The organism is Aquimarina sp. EL_43 (genome assembly GCF_943422735.1).
In the GTDB taxonomy this organism is placed as follows: domain Bacteria; phylum Bacteroidota; class Bacteroidia; order Flavobacteriales; family Flavobacteriaceae; genus Aquimarina; species Aquimarina megaterium.
Map to the genome: position 1 here is coordinate 5,247,281 of NZ_CALSBR010000001.1, position 26,996 is coordinate 5,274,276.

Annotated in this window: 18 protein-coding genes; 9 read left to right on the plus strand and 9 right to left on the minus strand. The window is 32.2% G+C overall.

The window, feature by feature from the left end:
- Window positions 1–79 precede the first annotated feature (79 nt).
- The 4 genes from NNL09_RS22620 to NNL09_RS22635 all read right to left on the minus strand — a co-directional run bounded on the left by NNL09_RS22620 (window position 80) and on the right by NNL09_RS22635 (window position 9,524).
- The gene (locus NNL09_RS22620) at window positions 80–973 is read right to left on the minus strand and encodes a hypothetical protein (protein WP_196911884.1); all 894 of its coding nucleotides are present in this window, start codon (window positions 971–973) and stop codon (window positions 80–82) included.
- Between the two features lie 285 nt (window positions 974–1,258).
- Window positions 1,259–1,456 (minus strand): hypothetical protein, encoded by a 198-nt coding sequence (locus NNL09_RS22625; protein WP_025667909.1) that lies wholly within the window; start codon window positions 1,454–1,456, stop codon window positions 1,259–1,261.
- A gap of 625 nt (window positions 1,457–2,081) precedes the next feature.
- Window positions 2,082–4,718 (minus strand): S8 family serine peptidase, encoded by a 2,637-nt coding sequence (locus tag NNL09_RS22630; RefSeq protein WP_196911885.1) that lies wholly within the window; start codon window positions 4,716–4,718, stop codon window positions 2,082–2,084.
- Window positions 4,719–5,819: 1,101 nt separating this feature from the next.
- On the minus strand, window positions 5,820–9,524 hold the full coding sequence (locus NNL09_RS22635; RefSeq protein ID WP_196911886.1) for a metallophosphoesterase: 3,705 nt from the start codon (window positions 9,522–9,524) through the stop codon (window positions 5,820–5,822).
- Window positions 9,525–9,580: 56 nt separating this feature from the next.
- Between NNL09_RS22635 and NNL09_RS22640 the strand changes: the two genes are divergently transcribed.
- Window positions 9,581–10,762, plus strand: coding sequence for a Pycsar system effector family protein (locus NNL09_RS22640; RefSeq protein ID WP_025667912.1), 1,182 nt, complete (start codon window positions 9,581–9,583; stop codon window positions 10,760–10,762).
- A 76-nt stretch (window positions 10,763–10,838) separates the two neighbouring features.
- On the opposite strand, the gene NNL09_RS22645 is transcribed toward NNL09_RS22640, so the two are convergent.
- Window positions 10,839–13,202 (minus strand): GAF domain-containing protein, encoded by a 2,364-nt coding sequence (locus NNL09_RS22645; protein WP_196911887.1) that lies wholly within the window; start codon window positions 13,200–13,202, stop codon window positions 10,839–10,841.
- A gap of 376 nt (window positions 13,203–13,578) precedes the next feature.
- On the opposite strand from NNL09_RS22645, the gene NNL09_RS22650 reads away from it, so the two are divergent.
- Window positions 13,579–14,712, plus strand: a complete 1,134-nt coding sequence (locus NNL09_RS22650; protein ID WP_025667914.1) for a TlpA disulfide reductase family protein — start codon at window positions 13,579–13,581, stop codon at window positions 14,710–14,712.
- Between the two features lie 52 nt (window positions 14,713–14,764).
- On the opposite strand, the gene NNL09_RS22655 is transcribed toward NNL09_RS22650, so the two are convergent.
- Window positions 14,765–15,415: a rhomboid family intramembrane serine protease gene (locus NNL09_RS22655; protein WP_196911888.1), complete on the minus strand. Its 651-nt coding sequence runs from the start codon at window positions 15,413–15,415 to the stop codon at window positions 14,765–14,767.
- 140 nt (window positions 15,416–15,555) lie between these two features.
- Here NNL09_RS22655 and NNL09_RS22660 point away from each other — a divergent pair, with 140 nt between their 5' ends.
- The 3 genes from NNL09_RS22660 to NNL09_RS22670 all read left to right on the plus strand — a co-directional run bounded on the left by NNL09_RS22660 (window position 15,556) and on the right by NNL09_RS22670 (window position 18,452).
- On the plus strand, window positions 15,556–16,455 hold the full coding sequence (locus tag NNL09_RS22660) for a lysophospholipid acyltransferase family protein (protein ID WP_025667916.1): 900 nt from the start codon (window positions 15,556–15,558) through the stop codon (window positions 16,453–16,455).
- Window positions 16,456–16,586: 131 nt separating this feature from the next.
- Window positions 16,587–17,486, plus strand: coding sequence for a lysophospholipid acyltransferase family protein (locus NNL09_RS22665; protein WP_196911889.1), 900 nt, complete (start codon window positions 16,587–16,589; stop codon window positions 17,484–17,486).
- A gap of 66 nt (window positions 17,487–17,552) precedes the next feature.
- Window positions 17,553–18,452 carry a lysophospholipid acyltransferase family protein gene (locus NNL09_RS22670; protein WP_196911890.1) on the plus strand — a complete coding sequence of 300 codons (900 nt, stop codon included), beginning with the start codon at window positions 17,553–17,555 and terminating at the stop codon, window positions 18,450–18,452.
- 411 nt (window positions 18,453–18,863) lie between these two features.
- On the opposite strand, the gene glmM is transcribed toward NNL09_RS22670, so the two are convergent.
- Window positions 18,864–20,252 (minus strand): phosphoglucosamine mutase, encoded by a 1,389-nt coding sequence (gene glmM / locus NNL09_RS22675; protein ID WP_025667919.1) that lies wholly within the window; start codon window positions 20,250–20,252, stop codon window positions 18,864–18,866.
- 317 nt (window positions 20,253–20,569) lie between these two features.
- Between glmM and NNL09_RS22680 the strand changes: the two genes are divergently transcribed.
- The 3 genes from NNL09_RS22680 to NNL09_RS22690 are packed head-to-tail and all read left to right on the plus strand — an operon-like array spanning window position 20,570 to window position 23,560.
- Window positions 20,570–21,157 carry an ACP phosphodiesterase gene (locus tag NNL09_RS22680; protein WP_025667920.1) on the plus strand — a complete coding sequence of 196 codons (588 nt, stop codon included), beginning with the start codon at window positions 20,570–20,572 and terminating at the stop codon, window positions 21,155–21,157.
- Window positions 21,154–22,869 (plus strand): gamma-glutamyltransferase, encoded by a 1,716-nt coding sequence (gene ggt, locus NNL09_RS22685; protein WP_196911891.1) that lies wholly within the window; start codon window positions 21,154–21,156, stop codon window positions 22,867–22,869. Before NNL09_RS22680 ends, ggt begins: the two co-directional genes overlap by 4 nt.
- A gap of 13 nt (window positions 22,870–22,882) precedes the next feature.
- Window positions 22,883–23,560, plus strand: coding sequence for a DNA alkylation repair protein (locus NNL09_RS22690; RefSeq protein WP_196911892.1), 678 nt, complete (start codon window positions 22,883–22,885; stop codon window positions 23,558–23,560).
- A gap of 71 nt (window positions 23,561–23,631) precedes the next feature.
- Here NNL09_RS22690 and NNL09_RS22695 read toward each other — a convergent pair whose 3' ends face one another.
- Window positions 23,632–24,366, minus strand: a complete 735-nt coding sequence (locus NNL09_RS22695) for a head GIN domain-containing protein (protein WP_196911893.1) — start codon at window positions 24,364–24,366, stop codon at window positions 23,632–23,634.
- Window positions 24,367–24,789: 423 nt separating this feature from the next.
- Here NNL09_RS22695 and NNL09_RS22700 point away from each other — a divergent pair, with 423 nt between their 5' ends.
- Window positions 24,790–24,978 (plus strand): hypothetical protein, encoded by a 189-nt coding sequence (locus tag NNL09_RS22700; RefSeq protein WP_025667924.1) that lies wholly within the window; start codon window positions 24,790–24,792, stop codon window positions 24,976–24,978.
- A 95-nt stretch (window positions 24,979–25,073) separates the two neighbouring features.
- On the opposite strand, the gene dnaK is transcribed toward NNL09_RS22700, so the two are convergent.
- Complete coding sequence (dnaK, locus tag NNL09_RS22705; RefSeq protein WP_196911894.1) at window positions 25,074–26,993, minus strand: molecular chaperone DnaK; 1,920 nt, start codon at window positions 26,991–26,993, stop codon at window positions 25,074–25,076.
- Between the last annotated feature and the right edge of the window lie 3 nt (window positions 26,994–26,996).

The window sequence follows — 26,996 nt, forward strand, 5'->3', positions numbered from 1 at the left end:
TAAGTTGGTTATGTACTATATTAGTTATGTACTTCTTGTATGATGATGTACATATTTAATATTAAATTGTTATACGTCTTTACCTTTGAGATTCTAGTTTTTCTAATCGAAGGTTTAATTCTTGAAGTTTTGTATTTAGAGACTTTAATTTTTTAATTTCTTTTTCCTGTTGAATGGTATACAGCGTAAGTTCCTCTATTTTTTGTAGTAATTTAGCATCCATTGCTCCTAGATAAACCCCATTTTTTTCTACTTCTTTAGCACTTGGAATATCTTTTAAATGTCCTTTTTCTTTGATGTGGTTTTCTACTTCGATAAGTGTAGGAAGGTTATAATTAGTTTCAAAAACGAAATCTGGCCATTGAGAATGTAGTGCTACTTTAACTTCTTCAGCAGCAATCTTTCCTTTTACTCCAAGTTTAAACCCTTTTGTATCTGTTGTGCCAATACCTACATTACTAGTAGTTCTTGAAACTGATAAAGCAACAACATCTGGTTGACCTATTAGCCCAATCCCATTACCTGTATTTGTCCTTAATAAAGACCAATCACCTACATCATTATCTCTATATAATAGTAAGTCGGTATTACCATTTTCTATTCGTACTCCTCCTTTTACTCCAAGCTTAAACCCTTTTGTGTCTGTTGTACCGATACCTACATTACTAGTAGCTCTTGAAACTGATAAAGCAATAACATCTGGTTGACCTATTAGTCCAATCCCATTACCTGTATTTGTCCTTAATAAAGACCAATCACCTACATCATTATCTCTATATAATAGTAAATCGGTATTACCATTTTCTATTCGTACTCCTCCTTTTACTCCGAGTTTAAACCCTTTTGCATCTGTTGTGCCAATACTAACATTACCATTTTTCGAATAAATTGTATTCTGATTATCATAGTTATGCTGAGCTTTAATGCCAAAGCTAAACCCTATTAAAACAAGTGTTAAAATTGTTTTTTTCATTTTGTGTAATTTTAAGTTGGTTTAAGATATTTTTTACATTGCATTTTTGCATAAAAAAACCTCATAACAGAATTCTTTCGAATCCTGATTATGAGGTAATTTTTAATAAATATAGAATATAATAAGACTAAAGAGCCTTAGCTTACGGTTATTGTTATGTTAATTTTTTATGATTATATTTAGGTTACCAAAATATACTACCAAATATAGAATATCACATAGTCGTAGTACTATTTTATAGTAGGGTATTTCAAGTATAAGAAGTTTTTTAAATACTATAAAGTTCTATAAGCTCATCCCAAAACCAAATGTAAATCGCAATCCATCATCACTAGAAAATACTCCTAACTGTCCTCCAATAGTATCCATAGCATTAAGCCAGATGCCTCCACCTACAGAATCATGCCATCGATCAGAATCTTCGCCATCTAACCACACTCTACCAATATCATAACCACCAAAGACTCCTAATTGCAACGGCAATAAACCTGTTTTAAATGTATTAAAACTATATCTTATACCATTTCCAACCTAAATTTACTCAATAAAATGCACCTTCGATAAGATATCCCTTCACGGCCTTTTTGGCTTTTTCCTCTTCTAACAACTGATTCTATGATCTCGAACATACACCTATGATAATCCGCATTATAATAAATGGTTTGTAAAGGCAGTAAAACAGGGGGAAGTTCATCGCAGTTTTTGGTAGGAATTTCTACTTCCGATATCCGAAGCCCCCGATCACTGGTAATTCAAATCGCTTGCGCATAATAGTCGTTTTATCATAAATCTAACGTACATAAACCTAGCAAAACCATTGCAGATATCAAATTAAATCTTAACTATTACACCAATATTGATTGAGATTCCTAATACATCATATTGATGGGCTTAACCCTTTTTGATTCTGGCGAAGGATATGAAAATTGAGTAAAAAAGGCATTTTTATAGCGAATTAAAAAAAAAATTAAACTTCACATATTACAGAGGAAGAAAAACGTATAGAGGTCAGTATTTAAATACTGACCTCTATTAAATTTATTATGTTCTGGTATTTCAGAAGTTAAAATAAGATTCCCTCAGATAAACAGGATCTTACAATCAAAACTTATTGTATTACAACAGTTTTTGATAATTTTTTTGACCCCAAAATTAACTGCACTTGATAAAACCCTGAAGGAAGCCCTGATAAATCAACTTTTGTTTTACTTGAAGTCATTTTTTCTTTTTTTACTATTACACCACTGGAGTTAATAAGAGTTATTTGAGCCCCTATTAGTTTAGATGAAATAACAAATTGTTCTGGAGTTGGATTTGGATAAATAAGCATATCGTCAATGGATTCAGTGATTAATCCAGATTTTGATCCTTTGATATTCACAGCATAATCCTCAACCTCCCCATAACTTCTTGTCCCACAAGGAGTTCTACTACTACTATTATAAGAAACTCTAATACGCATACCTGTAGTTCCTATAGATGCACCTGATGGTACTGGAATTGAAATCGAAGCTTCTGAGGTGCTACTTTTTGATAATAAATATTGTTCACCTGCATCCTCAAAATCACCATCAATATTCCAATCAATCCATGCCGTTACTTCATTATCATTACCATATGGTTGACCAATAACTACCGATAATGCATAACTATTATTCTTAGCAACATCTGTAGATATATTTGTATAATCATGATAAGAATCTCTGGCTGAACTATTATCTATTGTCCCAAATTTAACCTTTGCAATATGTTCAGGCCCATTTGTAGCTTCTGCCGCACAATAAGTCGGTGGTGTTCCTCCATCATTATTAGGATCTGTTGTAACTGTTAATACATTACTTGCTCCTGATACATTACCTGCTGCATCTTTAGCTTTGATGGTAAAATCATAACTTGTATTTGGCGTTAATCCTGATATTGTTGCTGTGGTACCATTTACCGTAGTAGAAAGGTTACTCCCGTTGTAAACATCATACGCTGTTACACCTACATTGTCTGTTGAGGCTGTCCAACTTAAACTTACACTAGTTTTAGTTTTTCCAGTAGAGACCAGATTGGATGGTGCTGTTGGAGCTTCAGAATCAGAACCAGAACCATTCTGAGCCAATAAGACTGCTTGATGCGCATCAACCAAACCATACCCCATCTGATTATTCCAAGTTCCATTTGGACGCCCTCCTGCAGTAGCATATGTATATGTTCCTACTTTCTGAGCGGATTGCTCGATAATATTATTTACCTCACTATATGTTAAGTTTGGATTAACGCTTAATATTAGTGCGGCTACTCCAGCTACTACTGGACATGCTGATGAAGTTCCGTTAAAAGTTTGCGTATAATCAGATGTAGAATATCCATTTGCCCCCTGTCTATCTGTAGTTGGCATTTTTACTCCAGGAGCTACAATATCTAATTGGCTACCATAACAACTCCCCCACTGACTCTCTCCATCACAGGAGTTTGGGTTTTTACGCTCTGCGCAAGGGCTCATTGCTCCTACTATTAATAAATCTGGATTACTATTTCCTGGGTATCGAATATTTGTATTATTCTCATTACCTGCAGCAAAAACAATGACACAACCTTTTCCTCCTCTACCATTAGTTAATGTATTTGTTATAGCATTGTCTATAATACTAGAAGGAGCATATCCTCCCCAAGAATTACTAATCACATCTGCTCCATTTTGCCACGCCCAATTAAAACCACTTGCTAATTGAGACGGGGTATCTGAAGATCTAAGATTGATACTGATCGACATTAATTTTGAAGTAGGAGCAACACCCGAAATCCCTAAATTATTATCTTTAACCGCTCCTATAATACCAGCACAAGCAGTTCCGTGATTTCCTCTTACTGTGGCTGGTGTTGTTCCGTTATTTGCATCAAACCCTGTTCCGTGAACATTAGCTTGTAAATCTGGATGATTCATTTCTAACCCATGATCATACACAGCTGTTTTGATACTTGGATCTCCGGTAGTTATGCTCCAAGCTTCCTCCATATTGATATCAATTCCTACCGTTCCTCCATTCTGCCCTGTATTATTTAAAGACCACTGGTTATTGAAGTAAGTATCATTCGAAGTTTCTATATTGTGATACATGAAAGCTGGTTCTGTACTCTCAAACCAACCTGTTTCATAAAAAATATTAGCAAGCTGTATTGAATTTAATTTATTTTTGGATGTTACAGAAAGCGTAAACCAAAGTGGCATGTACTTATCACGACCTAATACTTCTAGATTCATCTCTTTTGCTTTTTTATAGAGAATATCAATGTCATTTTTATCTTTAAGTTTTACATAGAAATTATTTGACAACCCTAATTCTCCTCCACTCTTTGTTATATATGTTGGAGAAGCCATTAAAGTATTAGGTAATTTCTTATAAGATTCGATCTCTTTATAATAATCTTCTATAGTCATGTTTTTGCTTGTAGACACTTCCATATAATAGCTTTTTACAGCTTTCTTAGAAATTGCTTTAGCATCTAATGAAACTACAGTAGCTCTCGAATTATCTTCAACTATTTCTTTTATTTTTATTGAATTACTACGTAAAGATTTGAAAGAGTTAATAGAATTTTCTCCCTCAAATGAAATAGAAATAGTTCTAGTATTTATATTTAAAAAGAATTTTTCTCCTTTGTAGTAATAGAAATTATCTGATTGTTTTTGTCCAAAGACACTTACTGTAAAAAACAGTAACATCAATGGTGCTATTTTATATATTATGTTTTGCATGATGTTTGTTTGTTAAATTATTATTGAAGTAGTTTAAACTTTTTTAATTCTATACAAAAAACAGTGTTTTTGACACTTCATAGCACTCCTATAAAGTGAGAAAAAGAAAGGGGTTAAGTAAAAAAAGATATTTTTTACAGCGAATTAAAAAAAGTCAAATCACTTCATTCAAAAATAGATGCCTATTTTTAAATAAATATGTTTTATTTTTTTGGTAAGACGAGAATTAAACGTAATGATACGCTTATCTAAATTATCTATAAAGTTAATTCCACTATTTTCAAAAGTAGTTTTATACTCTATTCAGCCAAATGGATATCGTGTTTATCCATTTCTTATTCACAACTATAAAAGAAGAGAGAAAAGACTGTTAGTGTGCTTAAAATTTTCAGTTGAGTTTTCATTATTGTTTGATTTTTTGTGTTAAACTTATTTGTTTAAATTAAAATGTTGAGCTCTTATTAAAATTTGTTATTCAAAAGTAGAGATTAATTCAAACAAACAAATACGGCAAACGCGTAATAAACAGATAGTTATGACTCGATTATCATTATCAAATCGGGTAAATCACCTCTTGTTTTCTAATAACGCAACAGTATTGCATTACTGAAAATCAAAGGATTATGCTAAAAAGAAGAATGTCGAAATTGGAGAAAATTTAAGAAGAAAAAACCAATACAGATTTAATCAAATCATACCTTATTTAACATTAAATTAACAAATTAACAAATCTTATTCGGAATAAATCAGTGCTCTTTTTATGATATTCTAATTCACAAATCGATATTATATTCAAGTTTATGATCATTTATTTATACATTGAAACAAAAAAAGCCGTTGTTCAACACTTTTTATACTAATACTATTTGTGGTAGATCCTCATTTGTCTTCACGAGAACTTTTATCTCCTTATAGAGAAGGTATCGAAGTCATTTACAAATAAGAAATAGTATTTACAGTAACTTTTACTTCACGAGAATGATTTTTACCTTTTGGATTATTTAATTCTATCATTAAAGTAGAATATCATATTGTTCAATCATTTTTTTATTTGTTACACAGTTGTTATTCATTTATATATTTTCTCAACACTGTAAAACCCTATAAACTCATCCCAAAACCAAATGTAAATCGCAATCCATCATCGCTAGAAAATAGCCCTAACTGTCCTCCAATAGTATCCATAGCATTAAGCCAGATGCCTCCACCTACAGAATCATGCCATCGATCAGAATCTTCGCCATCCAACCACACTCTACCAATATCATAACCACCAAAGACTCCTAATTGCAACGGCAATAAACCTGTTTTAAATTTATTAAAACTATATCTTAAATCTCCATTAAATGCTAGTGCGCTTTCACCAGTAAAACGTTCTTCTCTATATCCTCTCAACCCTTTTGTACCTCCCAGATTGGCACCCTGGTAAAACTCAAAACCATCACCAAGATTGATTTCTGCAATTACATCTGTTTTAAGCACTAACCTGCGATCTCTAGTTATCGAATTATAAAAACCTAGTCTTGGATAAATATATCCATATGTTCTATTCGTATCTTCTACATTCGTTCTTACACCAGTTTGTAATTTAAACAACATTCCTCTGGTAGGGTTAATATCATTATCATAGCTTTCGAATTTATACATCACCTCTAGATTTGTAAAATATTTTCTTTCGAAGAAAACAGGGTCTACTGTTACAAAACCCAAGCCCGACGTAATAAATCGATCTTGAGTATCTTGAACCTCTATACCTTCAAATGCTGCTTTAACCGAAAACTCACTACCATAACGATCTCTTTTAGAAACTCCTAACCCAAATGACCAAATTCCTAGCTTTACTCTGTTAAAATCCAAATCTAATTCGTCATCCGGATTAAAAGTATTGTTTCCGAAGCCAAAAAAGTTTTGTGCAAAATTCTCACTTGTATACACTGCATCAATAAGGAAATTCCAGTTTCCTAATGCATTTACAAATTCTCCCGAATATGACAAATCATAACCTTCTGTTTGAAAGTAATATGCTGCCCTAAATCTATGTTTACTATGGTATGGATTATTTTTAAATCCATTTATTGTATATACGTCTGTTACATTAATGTTAAGTCCATCATCGGGATTAAAGCCAATAAAAGGCGTTATCGTATTCGTTTTACCTACATACTTATTGTAATCATATACATTATAGTCATAGATATTACTTAGTATAAATTTTGCTCCACCTTTTTTCTCTATAGTATTAGGTTTTGATTTATGGTCATAGATTTTTATTTTTCTTCCATTCTCTATCGCATAAGTGTCATTATTCTGGCCCCCAACAATTCGAATTTTTATCAGGTTACTTCCTTTTCCTTTTACAACAAATCGATCGTCATCATCCAACCCATAAATCCAAATTTCTTTAGTTTCTTTAGCAGTAAAACTTCTACTACTATATGGTTTTTGCTTTTTATCTCCTTTTATTCTCGAAATCTGTATCGTTGTTTTTCCTTCTTCTCTAAGTATTTCAAAAAGATCATCTTTATCTGTTCCTGTAATAATAACATGTTTTGAAAGATATGTATAGTAACGATTAGCGATATCTTCAATATTATCTCTTCTGAGTTTAAGATCTCTTTTTATTTTTTCTATTGTCTCATCCTGAAGATTATTTGGAAGATTTGTAAATGCTTTTTCAATAGCTGTATCAGAAAGGTTTTCTTTAATATATCTTGCTTGTTCTATCCAGATTTCTTTTCCTGAGTTCTGTGTTAATGTTCTATCTAATGGTAGCCCTGATTGGTTAATCCACCTCACTTTTTTAAGTTCTCCATCGTATACCTGAAACTTACGAACTAACGGAACCACAAATTTTACGACATCCATAAGTATTCCATCATAATTAGAAAACACTTGATCTCTATCTCTCGGAATAGGTCTGTACTCTTTACCATTTTTAGTATCAAAACGAGCCCATCTCCATTGATCAGAATGGCGGTCCCAATCTCCTAAGATCATATCAAAAAGTCTGGTTCTTATATAGTGTTCTTCGTCCATTTGATATTTTTCGTCTTTCCTTAGTCTACTTAACAAATCATCTGTACTTTCGATATCATCAGGTTTTCCAAAAGTAACCTCGTCTTTATACTCTTTCCCTGGTCGTTCTTCTAAAAAATATATTTCATCACCAAAACTTTCATTGTATTTACCCAATGCAGGATGTTTTGGAATATAATACAACTTAGGATTTGCATGATACACTCCTATTGCATCAGCCAATGTACCAACAGCCAAAAACGCATAAGGATAGCTAGATGTATAGAAATCAGAAAGGAGGTCTTCTGTAAACGTGTCATCAAATCCATCTTCGAGATATGTATATTTAAATACTCCTTTCTGTAAAAATTGCGTAACACTTTTACGCATTGCTCTAAGGCTATAGCGTTTTCCTTCTTTATCGATAAGACGTAGCGATCTTGTCACCTGTCCTCCTCCTTGTCTATCAATAGTAAAACCTCCCATTAAGGTATCTAGAGTGGCCACAGGAACTTTTATATCGGTTCCGTATACATACCGATAGTGATCACCCCACATCGATTGATACAATTTTGATTTTTTCACTTCATCTTTAGTATAAATTGAAGCCGAAACTTCTGGTTCAAAAGAATTCTTAACACCGCTAAAATCAAATTCTTTTTCTTTTTGATGAACTATAGTTTGATATACCAATTTTGGGTTTCCGTTATCATTTCCAAAAAAGCGAACATTAGAAGAACCATCTTTGTATACATCTAATATTGCAAAGCCCTGCCCCGGGTATGCAAACAATCCATCTTTCCCTAAAGAAACCGATGAAACTTTGGATCCAGAACCCGATACAATTTGTTTTAACCCATTACTATCGATATACTGTAAAGAGTGTTCATGCCCCGAAACAAAAACTACCTTATCCAAATCCCTTGTCATTGTAGATAGTCTTCTCATTAATTTATTATAATGAACATTAGATAAATCCTGCGTAGAAATTCCTCCCTGAGACCGTATCTGAGCAGCTAATGAACCCAAAATTGGAAGAGGTATTTTCTTTTTTGAAGGAAAAATATGTTTATCAAAGCTATATTTCCCTCCATGTATACCATTCGTAAACATGGGGTGATGCATCGCAACAAGGATAGTTTTCTTACTGTGTTTTTTTAATTCACCCTCTACCTCAAGAAAGAATTTTTCACGAGTTTTAATTTCACAATTGTCATTCATCGTTGGATTCTTATCCCAATTAGCCAAATACCACTGCGTATCCAAGATCAACAAATGTACTTTATCGCTAATTTCTACGCTTTCGATAGGACACCCTTTTGTTGGTAAAAAAGCTTTTTTATTATTCATTTTTTTGGTCACATACCGCTCTTGTCGATATAGACCTTCTACCCCATTAGCATACCAATCATGATTTCCCGGAATAAAAACAACATCTCCATCAAAATCCTTAGTTGCTTCAATTTGTGCATCTATTCTATGTTCTCCCAAAGCTCTTTCCGGAGATTTTTTTTCGGGCATTCCTTTTTGATAAATATTATCTCCTAAAAAAATAAGATAATCGTCTTTTGTTTTTGCAGTATCTAATACTTTTTTAAGAATCGAAAGCCCTTCTGTACTCTCTTTCATTTTGGCATTTCCGGCATCTCCCACCAGATAAAATGTCTTTTCTATAGCACTATTGGGTAATGTTTGAGTAAAATTTTCGACTTTATATTGAGGAGCGTATGTTGCACATGAACTGAGTAATAAAGCAACACAAATAATTAGAATCTTATTATATTTATTCATTGTTTGAAGTACAATCTCTTTTTTTTAATTATTTTGGTTATCGAAAAATTAAAAGTATGTCTTCTCTACTAGAAAAAACAGATCATTTCGTTTCGGAACTTTTTGAAAAAGAGCTCCCTAATTCTTGTATCTACCATAATTACGATCATACCAAAAGAGTATTTAAAAGTACAAAAGAAATTATTGATAATACTAATTTATCTGATGAAGATAAAGAAGTTTTATTGCTTACCGCATTGTTACATGATACCGGGTACTCTAAAAGTTCTAAAAATCATGAAGAATATAGCGTAGAGATAGCCAAAGATTTTTTAGGTCAACAAAATGTTTCTCAAGAGGTTATAAATCAAGTTTCGGAACAAATTATGGCGACCAAAATGGAGCATGTCCCTACTAATCTTATGGAAGAAATTATACGGGATGCCGATGCTTCTCATTTTGCAAAAGACTATTATGGAGAAACAAGCGAACTGTTAAGGTGTGAATTTAAACTTAATGCCATTAAAGATTTAACCCCTTCTGATTGGTTAAAGGCTAATATCGATCTATTTAAAAACAAACATCAGTACTATACCGAGTATGCTATCTCTCATTGGAAACCAAAAAAAGAAGAAAATCTTACCAAAATGTTGGAAGAACAAGCGAAACTAAAAAAGGAAAAGAAACGAGAAAAGGAAAAATTGAAAAAATTACTGAGAGAAGAAAACCCCGAAAAAGGAATACAAACTTTATTTAGAGTTACCTTAAGGAATCATATGAAACTAAGTGATATTGCTGATACAAAAGCCAATATATTACTATCTGTAAATGCTATTATTATATCTCTTGCATTATCAAATCTTATACCTAAGCTAGATAACCCTTCTAATCAATATCTGATATATCCAACTTTGATATTTATCATATTTTGTATCGCTTCTATAGTATTATCTGTATTGGCAACACGCCCTAATATAACAAGTGGGGAGTTTACTCGTAAAGAAATAGAAGAGAAGAAAGTTAACTTATTATTTTTCGGAAATTTTCATAAAATGCCATTAGATGAATATAAATCAGCAATGACAGATCTAATGAATGATAAAGAATACATCTATGATACGATGATAAAAGACCTTTACTTTTTAGGTAAAGTTTTGCATAAAAAATACAAAATCTTAAGGGTTACATATACCGTTTTTATGATAGGGATTATAACCTCTGTTATTTCATTTATTTTTGCATTTAACTCACTACAATAAGATAATTTGGTAGGTGGTATACTATCATATGATAATGCTATAAAAAAGATAATCATCAGGAATAACAATTCCTGATTTAATTAATTTCTTTCATCAAATCTTCATATGTATAGTATTCTTTATCTTGTTCACTCTTATGATATAGAATATTAACACGTAGTGCTTTTAACCCAGTAACTCCCTGAAGATTATCTAATTCTACAATCTCAATTTCTTCTTCGAGGTAATTCTTAGATTGCAGGAAATTAAGATATTTGATATATTCTCTTTCATCAGAGCGTTGAGAATAGATAATCACCAATTTACCTTTTTCTGTAACTCGTTGATCTGTACCTTTAATTTTAGATTTGTCTACACGTTTTTTTACAACTTCATACCTTGCATTATAGGTTCCATCAACATCAAATCTTTTTTCATCCATTCTAAACCTAACCGATAAAGAAGAATTGAATACCAAAACCATAGAAGCTACATCCAGTGCTATAGGTAAATCTTTTTTCATTTGATAATATGCATTTTCCATTTCGCACATTATCTGTAACTGCCATAATCTTAGGTTATACAAATACACTTTATTAAAGCTGTCTTGTTTTGTTATCGATTCTCCGATATACATATTGTGCTCTACCCCGTCAGATTTGAAACGTTCAAAATAATGCGGATACATTCCTTGCGCTTCATCTTGTTTTTGGTCTAATAAAGATGCCATCTTTTTATTGATAAGCATAACAGACTCATCGTATGCTTTACGATGTTTATATACTGTTTTTATAACCTTATCCAACATATCATCATATTGACCAATAAGCTCATCTAGCTCAACACTTTTCTGTTTAAGGTGCTTAAACAATGGTGTAATTTCTTTTTTAATAAAGTTTAAAATTTTCTGTTCACTATCTACTTGCAATTGTTCTGTGATAGAATTGATATATCGATTTGTTCTATATTTTAATTGCTCATAAATAGGTATCGGATCAGATTCTATAACTTTATTAATTACTTTAGCAATTCCTTTAAGTTGTAATACCAGGTCTTTTTGTATTGCTTGATTACGGGCCTCGGAAGAGCCTTTTATATCAATTTGCCCATATAGTGGATATACATTATCAAAAACGACTTCTCTAAAGGATACGGGATTCTCATCTACCATCGCTCGCATAAATCGTTTTGCTTCTTGTTTAAACTTCCAATGTACACTAGGGTGAATCGAAGTACATTCTTGCTGGATAATCAACTCTAACTCATTCTCTGTTTTGGATTTAGAACGTAGAACAGAATCTACCAAATATGGCATAACATCCTGTAATTTATTAGCATTAATACTATTCAATTCATGAACATTAGGCGATACGATTTCTAAAATACCTAGTAATTTATTGCCGCTTTTTATAGGAGCAAGTATTGCACTATTAATGCCTTGAGCTATCAGATTTTTATACATGATCTGATCCTTAGCTAACTTTTGATATTTTTTTACATCAGAAATAGCAAAATATGTAAACTCTTCAAAAAGATAATGATATGTTCCATCACATAGAGCAGATTCACAACAATCAGAATATTTATCGTACAAAATGTAACTATCTATATCCTTAAAAGGTACTCTTTCTAATACTTCTTCTTCTGGGTTATAGCTAGAAAATCCAACTTTAATTTCATATAAATTAAATATTGCCCTAAAAATTTGTTGAAAACTACCAACAAAATCACCTTGTGTTTTATCATATTTAATAAGGCTGGTTTTAAAGTCAGACAACGAAACATCTGTTGTAACATCAAACATATTTGCAATAACCACACCTTTAAAAAGCCAGCTATGCGGGGGAAATTTTTCTTTCCAGATATCTACATTATCAAAATTATCTAGTAATTCTGCTACATCCTCATCTGTAATATCTTTGGCTCTATCTGATTTTATAATATCTATAAAGTCCCCGTTATACATGATTCTATAATGCCTCATTATCCCCATAGCATCAGGAATATCATAAAAGAAAGGCCTTCTAAAATCAATATTATATCCATAATAAATACTCAAAACCATACTACATCCCATGATGTAATAATGATTCTGATCAAAATTTTTAATCTGAGGCTCAAAATCTTTACCTGCAGTGGCTATTATATTTTGATAACGTTGAGATGATTTTAATACTGTATTATGAAAAGGTATTGTAGCAATCTTTATTTCATTTTGCTGTAGAATTTGTGCAAAAGAATCTTCTAATATCAAATCAATCTGAGGTAGCAATTCATTTATTCTCGTTTCTTCCTTTATCCCTTCTTCCAATTCAGGGTATTCTTTTGCAATTTCTAAAACTCGTGAAGCTCTGTCCATAACAAGTTCATTACCATTTTTGAACAATTCTCTGTAATGTTCAAAAAACTTTGAAAAACTAATCGATATGTCTAATGGAAAATCTTGCTCTAAACCCCTCATGTCTGATCTTTTCTGGTCGTTTACAAAAATAATACAAACCAAATTGTATCACTAGATATTAACAATTAATTAGATTATTATTCTGAAAATATAATATATCTATAGTACTACTATACTTGACGAATGCAATTGAAAAAATTGGACATAAAATCCATTAAAATTGAATTCTGCCATCTTTTTATTAAAAATCCGTAGGTATCTGCTATTTATGTTAGACTAAAAACCTATGGATTTGTTACATAAAAGATACGATTTTTCTTTTGATTTTGTAGAACACCTAAATAGAGTTTTTAACAATTCTTTTTATCTACAACGTTAATTTTTGGAGTATATACTTTGGATTCTTTATTTTTACGATCAAATAATCCAAATTATTATGAAAAGAGTTGCTTTGTTTGTTACAATTCTCCTACTTGTAGCTTGTCAAAAAGATCAAAAAGGATATACTATTACTGCCAATACTGCTGGTTTCGAAGATGGAACAGTAGTGTATGTTAATGCAATTAGTCAATCTAACAGGCCTATTATTATTGATTCTGCAAGCATACAACAGGATAAGTTTGAGATCACTTTACCTCCTCCAGAAAATAATGATTTTAATTATTTAACTTTTAAAGACATAAGAGGTAATGTATTGTTTATGGCTGAGAACAATCCTATTGAAATGACTATTTACAAAGATAGTTTACGCTCTTCTGTAGTTAAAGGAGGTTCTGAAAATGAGTTGTTCTTTTCCTATATTAATACTATTAAAAAATATGGTGAAGAGAAATTAAATCTAAATAATCAATATCAGATTGCTTCAAAATTGGGTGAAACCGATAAAGTGGTTAAGATAGCTCTCGAAAGACAAGAATTGATTGAAAAAGAAAAGCAATTTAGAAAAGATATTACAGATAATACGAATTCACTAGTATCTATTATAGCTATCACAGAGCTCTTAAACCTTAAGATGTTAACCGCACAAGAAGCCAAATTGAAATTTGATCAAATTGATGATACCCTAAAACCAACAAGGTTAGGTAAAAACTTAAACATGCTTATCAATAATGCAGTAGCTGTTTCTAAACAAAAGAAAATAGATATAGGTGTTACTGCCGAAGATTTTTCTGCTCCAACTCCAGAAGGTAAGATGCTATCTCTTAAAGAATCTATGGGTAAAATTACCATTATCGATTTTTGGGCTTCGTGGTGTAAGCCTTGTAGGATAGAAAATCCAAATGTTGTAAAAGTATATAACAAATACCATGATAAAGGACTTAATATTATAGGAGTCTCTTTAGACAAAAAACAAGAAGCCTGGACCAAAGCAATTGCTGATGATAACCTAGAATGGAATCATGTTTCTAATTTACAATTTTGGCAAGAACCAATTGCCAGAGCCTATGGTGTGAGATCCATACCTGCCACTTTTATCATCGATGAAAAAGGAAATGTAATTGCCAAGAACCTTAGAGGACCCGCATTAGAAAAGAAAATATCAGAATTACTAGAACAAAAGTCTCTTTAATTCAACATATAGAATATAAGTAAAAAACGACCTCTTGTGGGTCGTTTTTTACTTATAGTTTTCCTAGCCTTTGTAAAATAAAAAGGATTATAATAGGAACTGCTAATAAACCTATCATAAATAAATTTTCCTGAAATAACCAGGGAGCCAATATTAAAGTTATTACATACCCTCCAACGGCTCCTCCAAAATGCGCGTCATGGCCTATATTTCCTATTTGGTTTTTCATCCCAAAAATAGAATATACTAAATACCCTATACCAAAAATATATGCAGGAATAGGAATTGGAATAAACATCAAATATAAACTCATATCTGGTCTAAATAATATGCCCGCATATATAACTCCAGAAACAGCACCACTCGCTCCTACGGCACTATAATGATATTCGTCTTTATGAAAAAACAAGGAAAACAAATTCCCCATTAATAAACTCCCAAAATATACTATCAAAAACTTAACATTACCAAAAAAGCTAACAACAACAGGCGCAAAAAAATAGAGTGTAAACATATTAAAGAACAAATGCATCATATCTACATGCAAAAAACCCGAAGTTAACATTCTTAGCTGTTCTCCTCTTCTTATCCCTCCTATATTAAACTTATATTTCTCAAAAAATGAAAAATCATTAAACCCCTTTAATGACATCAATATATTAGCCCCAATAATTATAATTACAACTATGTCAAGTGTCCCCATGCAACTTTAATTTTATCCAAATATACTATATATTTTAACCTCAAAAAATCTAACTAAATTATCCTTTTCTTATTAGCAAAAGTTTATGATAAAAAAAAACGAATAATTTTATATTTGTGTCCTCAATTTAATTTTATCGAATGCAATTATTTGTATATCGTTTAGTCTATCCAATGTTGTGGGTAATATCTAAATTACCCTGGCGATTATTATATTTTTTATCCAGTACTGTTTATATTTTAGTGTATCACATTATTGGCTATAGAAAAAAGGTAGTTACAAAAAACCTAACATTAGCTTTTCCCGAAAAACCTATAGATGAAATTTATAAAATTCGTAAAAAATTTTATAAACATATGTGCGATATGTTTATGGAAATGATAAAAAGTCTTTCTATTTCTAAAGAAGAAATGACCAAAAGATTTACAATACTTGACCCTCATACTTTTAAAGAAATACAATCTCATCAAAAAAGTATTATTGTATTAATGGGGCATTATGCTAGTTATGAGTGGGCAATTGCTGCTCAATTTGCAATGGATTTTCCTATAGTTGGTGTGTACAAAAAAATTAAAAACAAACATTTTGATCAATTAGCACATCGTATAAGAGGTAGATTTAATACAAGACTTATAAGACATCGTAAGGTGATTAAAGAGATTACTCGAGATAAAGTAAACGGCAAATTATGCGCCTATGGTTTGTTATCTGATCAATCTCCTAAATTGAAAAATGCATTATACTGGACTGATTTTATGAACATTAAAGTTCCTGTTATTACAGGAGGAGAAGTACTGGCAAAAAGGTTAGATATGCCTGTAATGTACCTAAAAGTAGAGAAAATAAAACGTGGTTATTATCAAGCAAAATTCATAAAAATTACCGATGATCCCAAAAACTGTGAAGACCATTTTATTACAAAAAACTATCTCTCTTTATTAGAAAATCAAATCAAAGAAAATCCTGAGTATTATCTTTGGACTCATAGACGATGGAAACATCGAAATACAAAAATTCCTAAAAGTGCAGTAGTAGATTAGATCAAACATATTGTGTTCTCTAACAATTTTATCATTTCGTTTTTATTACGCTATATTTTTATTTTTTTAATACTCAAATCGCTGGTTTTAACAAAATACTACTATTTTCGTGAATTAAACCCCTCCTTTTTATGCAATTAATTATCTATAAATTAGTTTACCCTTTTTTATGGTTTATTTCAAAATTACCATGGAGACTTTTTTATGCATTTTCTACAGGCATTTTTTTCCTGGTATATTATATTTTTCGATACCGAAGAAAAACTGTAACTCAAAACCTAGAGTTAGTTTTCCCAAACAAAACTTTTCGAGAAATCAAAAAAATACGAAAAGAGTTTTACCAGCATATGTGTGATATGTTTCTTGAAATGATTAAATCGATATCCATTTCAAATAAAGAAATGAAAGAACGATTTAAGGTTACAAATATTGAAAAACTACACGAATTAGAAGCTAAGAAAGAAAATATAATGATACTTATGGCCCATTATGCTAGTTATGAGTGGGCAAATGTAATTGATATACAAACAAATTTTCAGGCAGTTGGAGTATATAAGAAAATAGGAAATAAATACTTCGATCGGTTAGTACATCGAATTAGAGCCCGATTTGGTTCGAGAATAGTAGGTACCAAAGATGCGATGAAAGTAATCACAGAAGACCAAACTAAAGGAGGGTTATATATGTACGGACTAATTTCTGATCAATCTCCAAAATTATATAAAGCAACCTTTTGGACTGATTTTATGGGCATTAAGGTTCCTGTTTTTTTAGGTGCAGAAGTATTATCGAAACGATTAGGATTAAACACATATTATCTACAAGTTGAAAAAATAAAAAGAGGGTACTATCAGGCAACTTTTGTTACACTAACAGAAGACTCGAAAAACTGTGAAGATTATTCTATTGTAAAAAGTTACCTTAGATTACTGGAAAACCAAATTAATAATAAACCACAGTATTACCTATGGTCTCACAAACGATGGAAACACCGCAATGCGCCTATTCCTGAAGATGCCACTATAGATTAAAATTTGGATTCATCCACATACTGCCAAATAAGCTTACCTTTATGCGTTTTTAACTACACTACATTTATGCAATTAATTATATATTACTTAGTTTACCCTATAATATTAGGCATCTCTAAACTACCTTGGCGATTATTTTATGCATTTTCTACCTTTGCTTATATTTTGGTATACTATGTCATTAGGTACAGAAGAAAAACAGTAACAGAAAACTTACAACTGGTTTTCCCAGAAAAATCTAAAAAAGAAATCCATGATATTAGTAAATCATTTTATAAACATATGTGTGATATGTTTTTAGAAATGACAAAATCGCTTTCAATTTCTAGAGAAGAATTAATAAAACGATATAAAGTTGTAAATCTGGATGAGTTTCATGAGTTTGAAAGGAAAAATAAAAGTATAATTACATTAATGGGACATTATGGTAGTTTCGAATGGTCTAATGCAGTTGATCTTGTTTCTTTAAACCCATGTGTAGGAATCTATAAACAAATAGAAAACAAATATTTTGATCGTCTTGCGCATCGTATCCGAGGGCGTTTTGACTCCCGACTTATTCCTAGTCATAAGGTTGCAAGACAAATTATAAAAGATAAAAAGGAAGGTACTGTATGCGGATATGGTATGATCTCTGATCAATCTCCAAAAATTTACAACGCAAAATATTGGACCGATTTTATGGGAGTCAAAGTTCCTATATTTTTAGGAGGCGAGTTCTTAGCACAACGACTTGATGTTATTGTGTTATATCTTCATGTAGAAAAAGTAAAACGAGGGCATTATGAAGTAAGATTTATCCCTATCTCTGAAAACAGCAAAGAAGAAGAGCCATATTTCATCATAAAAAAATACCTTCAATTACTAGAGAATCAAATTCGTGAAAAACCTCAATATTACTTATGGACTCACAAACGCTGGAAACATAGGAATTCACAAATTCCTGAGGGAGCCATAGTCGATTAATCTATGCGTCAAATTTGTTATAACGTATAGTTTGATCAAGTATATTTTATTATCCTAGCAGAGCTATATTCTTTTTACCAAACCTGATGCCTTTTAGAATTTATTAGATGTTATGTTTTTGGCATACGAAGTAATTAAGCCTAATGGTTTCCAGAGATTTATTACATAATCATATCCTATATTTTTGCTTTAAAACATGTATATCACTAATACACCTATCTATTAATAAGAACTTTGCCCTAAAGTTCTTGCTAATCTAGGTTCTAAAAATGCCAGAGTAAATAGAAGAATATTATTCAACCTTAATTTTATCTAAAAATAAGATATCTACATCAACCCGAAGTAGAAATAGATATCTTACCTACTCTTTTCAAAGAAAAGTTCAAAGCAAATAATACGTTTGGTTAAATTTTAGATTCCAGCTATTTCTTTTAAAGTAACGATCGTATCTTCTGCTAATGAGTCTGCTTTTTCCTGGCTCAAGGCTTCGGTATAAATACGAATAATAGGTTCTGTATTACTTTTACGTAAATGTACCCAGCAATCTTCAAAATCTACTTTTACGCCATCAACAGTAGAGACCTCTTCTGAAACGTATTTTGAATGAAACCCTTTTAAAATAGCATCAACATCTAAATCTGGAGTTAGCTGAATTTTATTTTTACTCATAAAATAAGAAGGGTAACTATCTCGTAACTCGCTTACACTGCATTTCTTTTCTGCCAGATGTGTAAGGAATAAGGCTACTCCTACCAACGAATCTCTTCCGTAATGTGATTCTGGATATATAATCCCTCCATTACCTTCGCCACCGATAACTGCATTATTTGCTTTCATCAACTCTACTACATTAACCTCGCCCACAGCACTTGCTTCGTAGTTACCATTATGTTTTTGTGTTACATCTCTTAACGCTCTACTTGATGATAAATTAGAAACAGTATTGCCACCAGTTTTTCCTAATACAAAATCGGCACAGGCAACCAATGTATATTCTTCTCCAAACATTTCTCCATTCTCACTCATAAAAGCAAGACGATCTACATCAGGATCGACGGTGATTCCCATATCTGCCTTCTCCTTAACTACTAATTCTGACAAATCTGTTAAATGTTCTTTTAATGGTTCTGGGTTATGGGGGAAGTGTCCATTAGGCTCACAATATAATTCAATAGTCTCTACTCCCATTTTCTTAAGTAATCTCGGTATGGCAATACCTCCTGTAGAATTAACAGCATCTACAACAACTTTGAAACCAGATTTACTCACCAATTCTGCATCTACCAGAGATAGATTTAGCACTTCTTCAATATGTTTATCGATATAGGTATCATTTACTGTAATACTTCCCAAATCATCAACCTCTGCAAAAACATATTCATCATTTTCTGCTATATCCAAAATCTTTTTACCATTCTCTGCATTCAAAAATTCTCCTTTATGGTTCAGTAATTTTAACGCATTCCACTGTTTCGGATTGTGACTAGCTGTAAGAATTATTCCTCCATCTGCTTTTTCTAAAGGAACAGCAATCTCTACGGTAGGTGTCGTAGAAAGGCCTAAATCAATAACATGAATCCCTAATCCAACCAAACTATTCATTACCAATTGCTGAATCATAGGGCCAGAAATTCTGGCATCTCGACCAACAACTACTATTGGGTGATCTTTATTAGTTTCATTTTTTAGCCAACTTCCATAAGCCGAAGCAAATTTTACCGCATCTACCGGAGTAAGATTATCACCAACTGTTCCTCCAATTGTTCCTCTAATCCCTGAAATTGATTTTATTAATGTCATATATTTTGATTGATTTTTCTATTTCGAACAAATGTACAAGATATGACAAACAGCAACAATTTAATAGGTTATAATTTTATAAATACAATCAGTTTTTTCCAAAATTAATAGATCTTTAAAATCTTCACTTACTATTTCTTTATTACACGATAAATACAAAATAATAATAGCGCACCTCATCATCTATGTTTTAGGTATATCATCAAAAGTAATTTATTTTAACTGTTGGCCTTTACTTTTTTACAAGTGATACTTTTTGTCATACAAACGACTATAATTAATAGATATTAGTATTTAAAAAATCGTATTTTAACCCAATGAATTTTCTAGCCCACATATATCTTTCTGGTGAAGACCAAGAACTTAAAATAGGTAATTTTATAGCAGACTCTGTCAAAGGAAAAAAGCAACTACTACAATATCCCAATCGTATTCAGCAAGGTATCACTTTGCATCGTAAAATTGACTCTTATACCGATACTCATACCATTGTAAGAAAAAGTGTGTCTAGGTTATTTCCAAAATACAGGCATTACAGTACTGTAATCGTAGATGTTCTTTATGATCATTTTCTTGCAGCTAATTGGAAAGAATATTCTGATATTCCTCTTGAAACGTATGTAGCAGAGTTTTATGATTTATTATATGAATATCATGAAGTTTTACCCAAACAGATTCAAAATTTTATGCCCTATATGATTAAAGACAACTGGCTTCTTAGCTATGCAACCATTCAAGGAATTGGCACTATATTATATCAAATGAATCAGAGAACAAAAAATAGATCTAAGATGAATTTTGCAGTTATCGAACTCGAACAATATTACGCTGATTTTGATAAAGAATTTCGTTCTTTTTTTGAAGAATTAGAGTTTTACACTAAAAATGAAATAAGAATATTATGAACATAAGATCCATTAGACATTTATTTTACATTTCTTTACTTGTTATAAGTTTTTCATGTAAAACCAATACAGAAATAAAGCAAGAGGTCAAACCAGTTGTTGGTCTTGTTACCCAAAAAGCTATGGTTGTTTCTGCCCGGGAAGAAGCTTCAAAAATTGGAGCAGACATCATGAAAAAAGGAGGAAATGCTTTTGATGCTATGGTTGGTACAGCGATGGCTCTAGCGGTTACATACCCTGTAGCAGGAAATCTGGGAGGTGGTGGATTTATGGTATACCGAAAAGCTAATGGTGAAACCGGAGCTTTGGATTATAGAGAAAAAGGACCTTTGGCTGCTACCAAAGATATGTACCTGGATGACAAGGGAGAGTTTATCCCTAAAAAAAGTCAACTTGGTGCTATGGCTGTTGGTGTTCCCGGAACTATTGCCGGTATTTTTGAAGTGCATAAAAAATTTGGCTCCTTACCTATTGAAGATATACTTACTCCTGTAGTGCAATTGGCAAAAAGAGGTTTTGTCATTACCGAAAAACAAGAAAGACGCTTTGTACATTATAAAGATTTATTCTATGAGGCTAATGAAGATACAATTCCTATTCTTAGGGGTTATAAAGCCAATGATACCTTAAAAAACATAAAACTGGCTGAAACATTAGAAAGGATTATTAAAAATGGAGCTGCCGAGTTATATGAAGGTGAATCTGGTCAAAAGCTGGTCAGTTTTATCCAATCCAGAGGTGGTATCATCACTATGGATGATTTGGGGAAATACAAAGCAAAATGGCGTAAACCTGTACAGTTTAGGTATAAGAACCTAAATATAACTTCTATGTCTCCACCTTCGAGTGGTGGTATATGTCTTGCTCAGATTATGAAGATGATCGAACCCTATGATCTAAGCAGCTATGGTCATAATTCTCTTAAAAGTATTCAGGTAATTACAGAAGCAGAACGAAGGGCTTATGCAGATCGCAGTTTTTATTTGGGTGATCCTGATTTTGTAAAAATCCCTATCGATACATTGATTAATGAATCCTACCTTTCTGATCGCATGCTAGATTTTAGTTTTGACAAGGCTACATTATCTTCAGATATTAAACATGGCGGTATCCCAGGGTATGAAAGTGATGAAACTACTCACTACTCTATTGTAGATCAGTTCGGAAATGCTATTTCGGTAACAACGACACTTAACGGAGCTTATGGTTCTAAATTATATGTTCCAGAATTAGGTTTCTTTCTAAATAATGAGATGGATGATTTTAGTGCCAAACCTGGTATCCCAAATATGTTTGGATTAACAGGTGCAGAAGCCAATGCAATAGCTCCCGAAAAAAGAATGTTAAGTTCTATGACTCCTACAATTGTAGAGAAAGATGGAAAATTTTGGATGTCTGTTGGTACTCCTGGTGGATCTACCATCATTACTTCTGTACTACAAACAATTTTAAATGTGAAAGAATACGGAATGACTATGCAAGATGCGGTTAATGCTCCCAGGTTTCATCATCAATGGCTACCCGATGTAGTAGTGTTTGAACCAGAATTATTTGATACTACCTTATTAGATAGCCTACGGCAAAAAGGATATCAAATTAATGAAGAAGATTCTAAAATTATAGGCAAGGTTGATGGTATTCTTGTTCTTCCTGATGGAAGACTCGAAGGCGGAGCAGATAAAAGAGGTGATGATACTGCCGTAGGGTTTTAATCTATATAAAAACATGGATTTCACAACCTCTCTAATTTCTATATTTCAAGAGCATGCTAATGCTAAAGAAGCAATACGAATGGAAGCCTATATGAAAAATCGGTTTTCTTATTATGGCATAAAAGCTCCTATAAGAAAATCGCTTCTAAAAGATATTATTCTTCAATACACACCTACTCTTACTCATGATAATGTAATTAGTATTGCAAATGTGCTCTATAAAAAGTCTCAACGAGAACTTCATTATTGTGCTATGGAACTGGTCGATCGGTTTTTAAAAAAAGAATATAATATAGGTGATATTGATTTTATAGAACAACTGATTACCACTAATTCCTGGTGGGATTCGGTGGATTTTATAGCAAAACATATTTTAGGTAAATATTTATTGCAATTCCCAAATCAAATACACCCCGTAATTGAGAATTTTTCAAACTCTGATAAGATGTGGCTTAACCGAAGTGCAATCTTGTTTCAATTAGGATATAAAGACCAAACAGATTATCAATTATTATGTAGTCTTTGTGAGCAACATAAATCTTCTAATGAGTTCTTTATAAAGAAAGCTATCGGTTGGGCGTTGCGAGAATACTCAAAAGTAAATCCTGATGCCGTAGTAAACTTTATAACCAACACTAAACTGAAACCTTTATCTGAAAAAGAAGGATTAAAAAGAATTCGTTTATCATAATCTGCCCAGAGCCCTGGTATTAGGGCTCTATAGGACAGATAAAGAATAGTAACACTTAAATTATTCTGTACTTAATCTACCTTTTTTATTTTACCCATCCCACGATGGTCTAATTTTGTAGTTTTAGCATTTCCTTTATAATAAACACTACCAATACCAGAAGAAGTTATGCTTATTTCTTGTTGTGCATTTACTTCTACTTTTCCGATACCAGAGTTATTTATCTCTAATTTCTGAGCAACCAAATCAAAAGCTCTTAAAGCTCCCGTTCCATTATTATCAAGAGTTACCTCTGCAACCTTTCCTTTCAAAGTAAAATTACCTACCATAGAAATTTCACCATCTAATTTCTTACAATCTAGCTCTAAAGATGCATTTCCTACTCCAGATGCCTCAACATCGAGTTCGTTTAAAGAAAGTTTAGAAGAAGTTTTAACATTTCCCACTCCCTTTACCTCTAACTTTGTTATATCCTTTAGAGTTACATAAACGTTCATTTTGGTTTTTCTTTTCACGTTTATTCCTTTTTTCCAGCCTAAAACCAGTACATTCCCTTTGTTTTTAACAATTACGGCTTCTTGCAGGTTTTCATCAGTTTCTACTTTCACAGATTCATTTTGTCCCTGAGTAAGGTATACATTATAAACCCCATTTACGATAATTTCATTAAAAGGTGATATTGTTCTTTCCTGGGTAATAACATTACCATTACCCTTCATTTTTTTTTGTGCCATCACTGGATTAATAGTAAGCAAAGCTATTACCATGCATAGCAGCATTGTAATATTAATGTTTTGTGTTTTCATATTTATATAATTTAGATGAAGAATTTAGTTATGAATAGATCACTCTATTTATAATCAAAAGACAAAACTATTCTCATATTGTTACAGTTAGCAGAGTACAAAATTCAAAAAACTGAAAAAGCAACTAAAAACAGCTGCGTAATTAGAGGTAATTAAAGCTATAAAAAATCTCTATCAAAAACGGATACATTTCAAGCTCATTTTTTAACGAAATAAATCATCCCTAATTATTAAATATTCGTCACTTACAATATGATACTCATCACTAATTACAAGTCATCTATCACTAAAACCTACATTGTATTTTATAATCTAAAAAAGGAAACTAAATTGCCTTACGTACACAAAAAATTATAGCTAAGACAGAAGTTACGAATGTCTTTAAACCATCGTAAATTTATTAATCAAATTATTTATTTTATCATGTTAAAAAAAATTTCGAATCTTGGAAAATCTTTAAACAAAACTGAGCAAAAAAAGATTTCTGGAGGAGGGCCTCCAAAAGGTGAATGCCCCAAAGGTGGTTATCATTGGAATCCTCATAAAAGGTGTTGTTGGTCATATGCATATAACTGCTGTGCTGGTTCTCCAGAATGTCCAACTCCATATTAGAATTCTAATGATAAAGGCCTATGGTCATATATAGAAAAACAAAAAATGCGTAGCTTTTGGCTACGCATTTTTAAATTATACAAACTAGTTTATATTTACTTTACTTCTTCAAAGTCAACATCTTCTACATCGCTTCCTTCAGAATCATCGCCAGAAGATTGGTCTGCTCCTGCTCCAGCGTCAGGTCCAGGTTGTCCGCCCTGTTGTGCATCAGCCTGAGCTTTATACATTTCTTCACTAGCGACTTTCCATGCTTCATTGATTTTATCAAGAGCAGGTTGAATTAAAGCCAAATCTTTAGATTCGTATGCTTTCTTCAATTCTTCTAAAGCTTCTTCGATTGGTTTTTTCTTATCATCTGATAATTTATCACCAAACTCTTTAAGTTGCTTTTCTGTCTGGAAGATCATTCCATCTGCTTCATTAAGCTTATCTGCAGTTTCTTTTGCTGTCTTATCTGCTTCGGCATTTGCCTCTGCTTCTTTTTTCATTTTCTCGATTTCTTCTTCTGTTAATCCAGAAGAAGCTTCGATACGAATATCCTGAGATTTGTTTGTAGCTTTATCTGTAGCAGAAACTTTGATGATACCATTAGCATCGATATCAAAAGTAACTTCGATCTGAGGAGTTCCTCTTTGTGCTGGTGGAATCCCATCTAAATGAAAACGACCAATTGTCTTATTATCTGCTGCCATTGGGCGCTCACCTTGTAGTACATGAATCTCTACCGATGGCTGATTATCTGCTGCTGTAGAAAACACTTGTGATTTCTTGGTAGGGATTGTTGTATTGGCATCAATAAGTTTAGTCATTACATTACCCATTGTTTCAATACCAAGAGAAAGCGGAGTTACATCTAATAAAAGTACGTCTTTAACATCTCCAGTTAATACTCCTCCTTGAATTGCAGCTCCAACGGCTACAACCTCATCAGGGTTTACTCCTTTACTTGGTGATTTCCCAAAAAACTTTTCTACTGCTTCTTGTACTGCAGGGATACGTGTAGACCCACCTACTAATATAATTTCGTCGATATCACTTGTCGATAATCCTGCACTTTTAAGTGCGGTACGACAAGGCTCTATTGTACGTTTTACTAAATCATCTATTAATTGATCAAATTTTGATCTGGTTAATGATCTCACCAAATGCTTAGGTCCACTAGAAGTAGCAGTAACATAAGGTAGATTAATCTCTGTTTGTGAAGAAGATGATAATTCGATTTTAGCTTTTTCTGCAGCTTCCTTTAGACGTTGTAAAGCCATAGGGTCTTGTCTAAGATCCATATTCTCATCAGCCTTAAATTCTTCTGCTAACCAATCAATGATTTTCTGATCTACATCATCTCCTCCTAAATGGGTATCTCCATCTGTAGATAATACTTCAAAAACTCCGTCTCCTAACTCAAGTATTGATACATCATGTGTACCTCCACCAAAATCAAATACAACAATCTTTTGATCTGTACCTTTTTTATCAAGTCCATAAGCCAAAGCTGCTGCTGTAGGCTCATTAATAATTCGCTCTACTTTAAGACCAGCGATTTCACCAGCTTCTTTGGTAGCTTGACGTTGCGCATCATTAAAGTAAGCAGGTACAGTAATTACTGCACTGGTTACATCCTGACCAAGATAATCCTCTGCTGTTTTCTTCATTTTTTGAAGTGTCATTGCAGATAATTCTTGCGGTGTATATAAACGTCCATCGATATCTACTCGAGGCGTATCATTATCTCCTTTTACCACTTTATAGGCTGCTCTTTCAGCTTCTTTTGAAGATTCTGAGAATTTATTTCCCATAAATCTCTTAATAGAAGAGATAGTCTTAGTTGGATTTGTAACCGCTTGACGTTTTGCAGGATCTCCTACTTTAATTTCTCCTCCTTCTACAAAAGCTATTACAGAAGGGGTAGTTCTTTTACCTTCGGCATTAGGGATTACTACAGGCTCATTACCTTCCATTACAGAAACACAAGAGTTGGTTGTCCCTAAGTCTATTCCTATTATTTTACTCATTAT

Bases quoted from the DNA above. Each gene is read 5' to 3' on its own strand.
- NNL09_RS22620 (WP_196911884.1), bottom strand. From the start codon at position 973: ATGAAAAAAACAATTTTAACACTTGTTTTAATAGGGTTTAGCTTTGGC.
- NNL09_RS22630 (WP_196911885.1), bottom strand. From the start codon at position 4,718: ATGCAAAACATAATATATAAAATAGCACCATTGATGTTACTGTTTTTT.
- NNL09_RS22635 (WP_196911886.1), bottom strand. From the start codon at position 9,524: ATGAATAAATATAATAAGATTCTAATTATTTGTGTTGCTTTATTACTC.
- NNL09_RS22640 (WP_025667912.1), top strand. From the start codon at position 9,581: ATGTCTTCTCTACTAGAAAAAACAGATCATTTCGTTTCGGAACTTTTT.
- NNL09_RS22645 (WP_196911887.1), bottom strand. From the start codon at position 13,202: ATGAGGGGTTTAGAGCAAGATTTTCCATTAGACATATCGATTAGTTTT.
- NNL09_RS22650 (WP_025667914.1), top strand. From the start codon at position 13,579: ATGAAAAGAGTTGCTTTGTTTGTTACAATTCTCCTACTTGTAGCTTGT.
- NNL09_RS22655 (WP_196911888.1), bottom strand. From the start codon at position 15,415: ATGGGGACACTTGACATAGTTGTAATTATAATTATTGGGGCTAATATA.
- NNL09_RS22660 (WP_025667916.1), top strand. From the start codon at position 15,556: ATGCAATTATTTGTATATCGTTTAGTCTATCCAATGTTGTGGGTAATA.
- NNL09_RS22665 (WP_196911889.1), top strand. From the start codon at position 16,587: ATGCAATTAATTATCTATAAATTAGTTTACCCTTTTTTATGGTTTATT.
- NNL09_RS22670 (WP_196911890.1), top strand. From the start codon at position 17,553: ATGCAATTAATTATATATTACTTAGTTTACCCTATAATATTAGGCATC.
- glmM (WP_025667919.1), bottom strand. From the start codon at position 20,252: ATGACATTAATAAAATCAATTTCAGGGATTAGAGGAACAATTGGAGGA.
- NNL09_RS22680 (WP_025667920.1), top strand. From the start codon at position 20,570: ATGAATTTTCTAGCCCACATATATCTTTCTGGTGAAGACCAAGAACTT.
- ggt (WP_196911891.1), top strand. From the start codon at position 21,154: ATGAACATAAGATCCATTAGACATTTATTTTACATTTCTTTACTTGTT.
- NNL09_RS22690 (WP_196911892.1), top strand. From the start codon at position 22,883: ATGGATTTCACAACCTCTCTAATTTCTATATTTCAAGAGCATGCTAAT.
- NNL09_RS22695 (WP_196911893.1), bottom strand. From the start codon at position 24,366: ATGAAAACACAAAACATTAATATTACAATGCTGCTATGCATGGTAATA.
- NNL09_RS22700 (WP_025667924.1), top strand. From the start codon at position 24,790: ATGTTAAAAAAAATTTCGAATCTTGGAAAATCTTTAAACAAAACTGAG.
- dnaK (WP_196911894.1), bottom strand. From the start codon at position 26,993: ATGAGTAAAATAATAGGAATAGACTTAGGGACAACCAACTCTTGTGTT.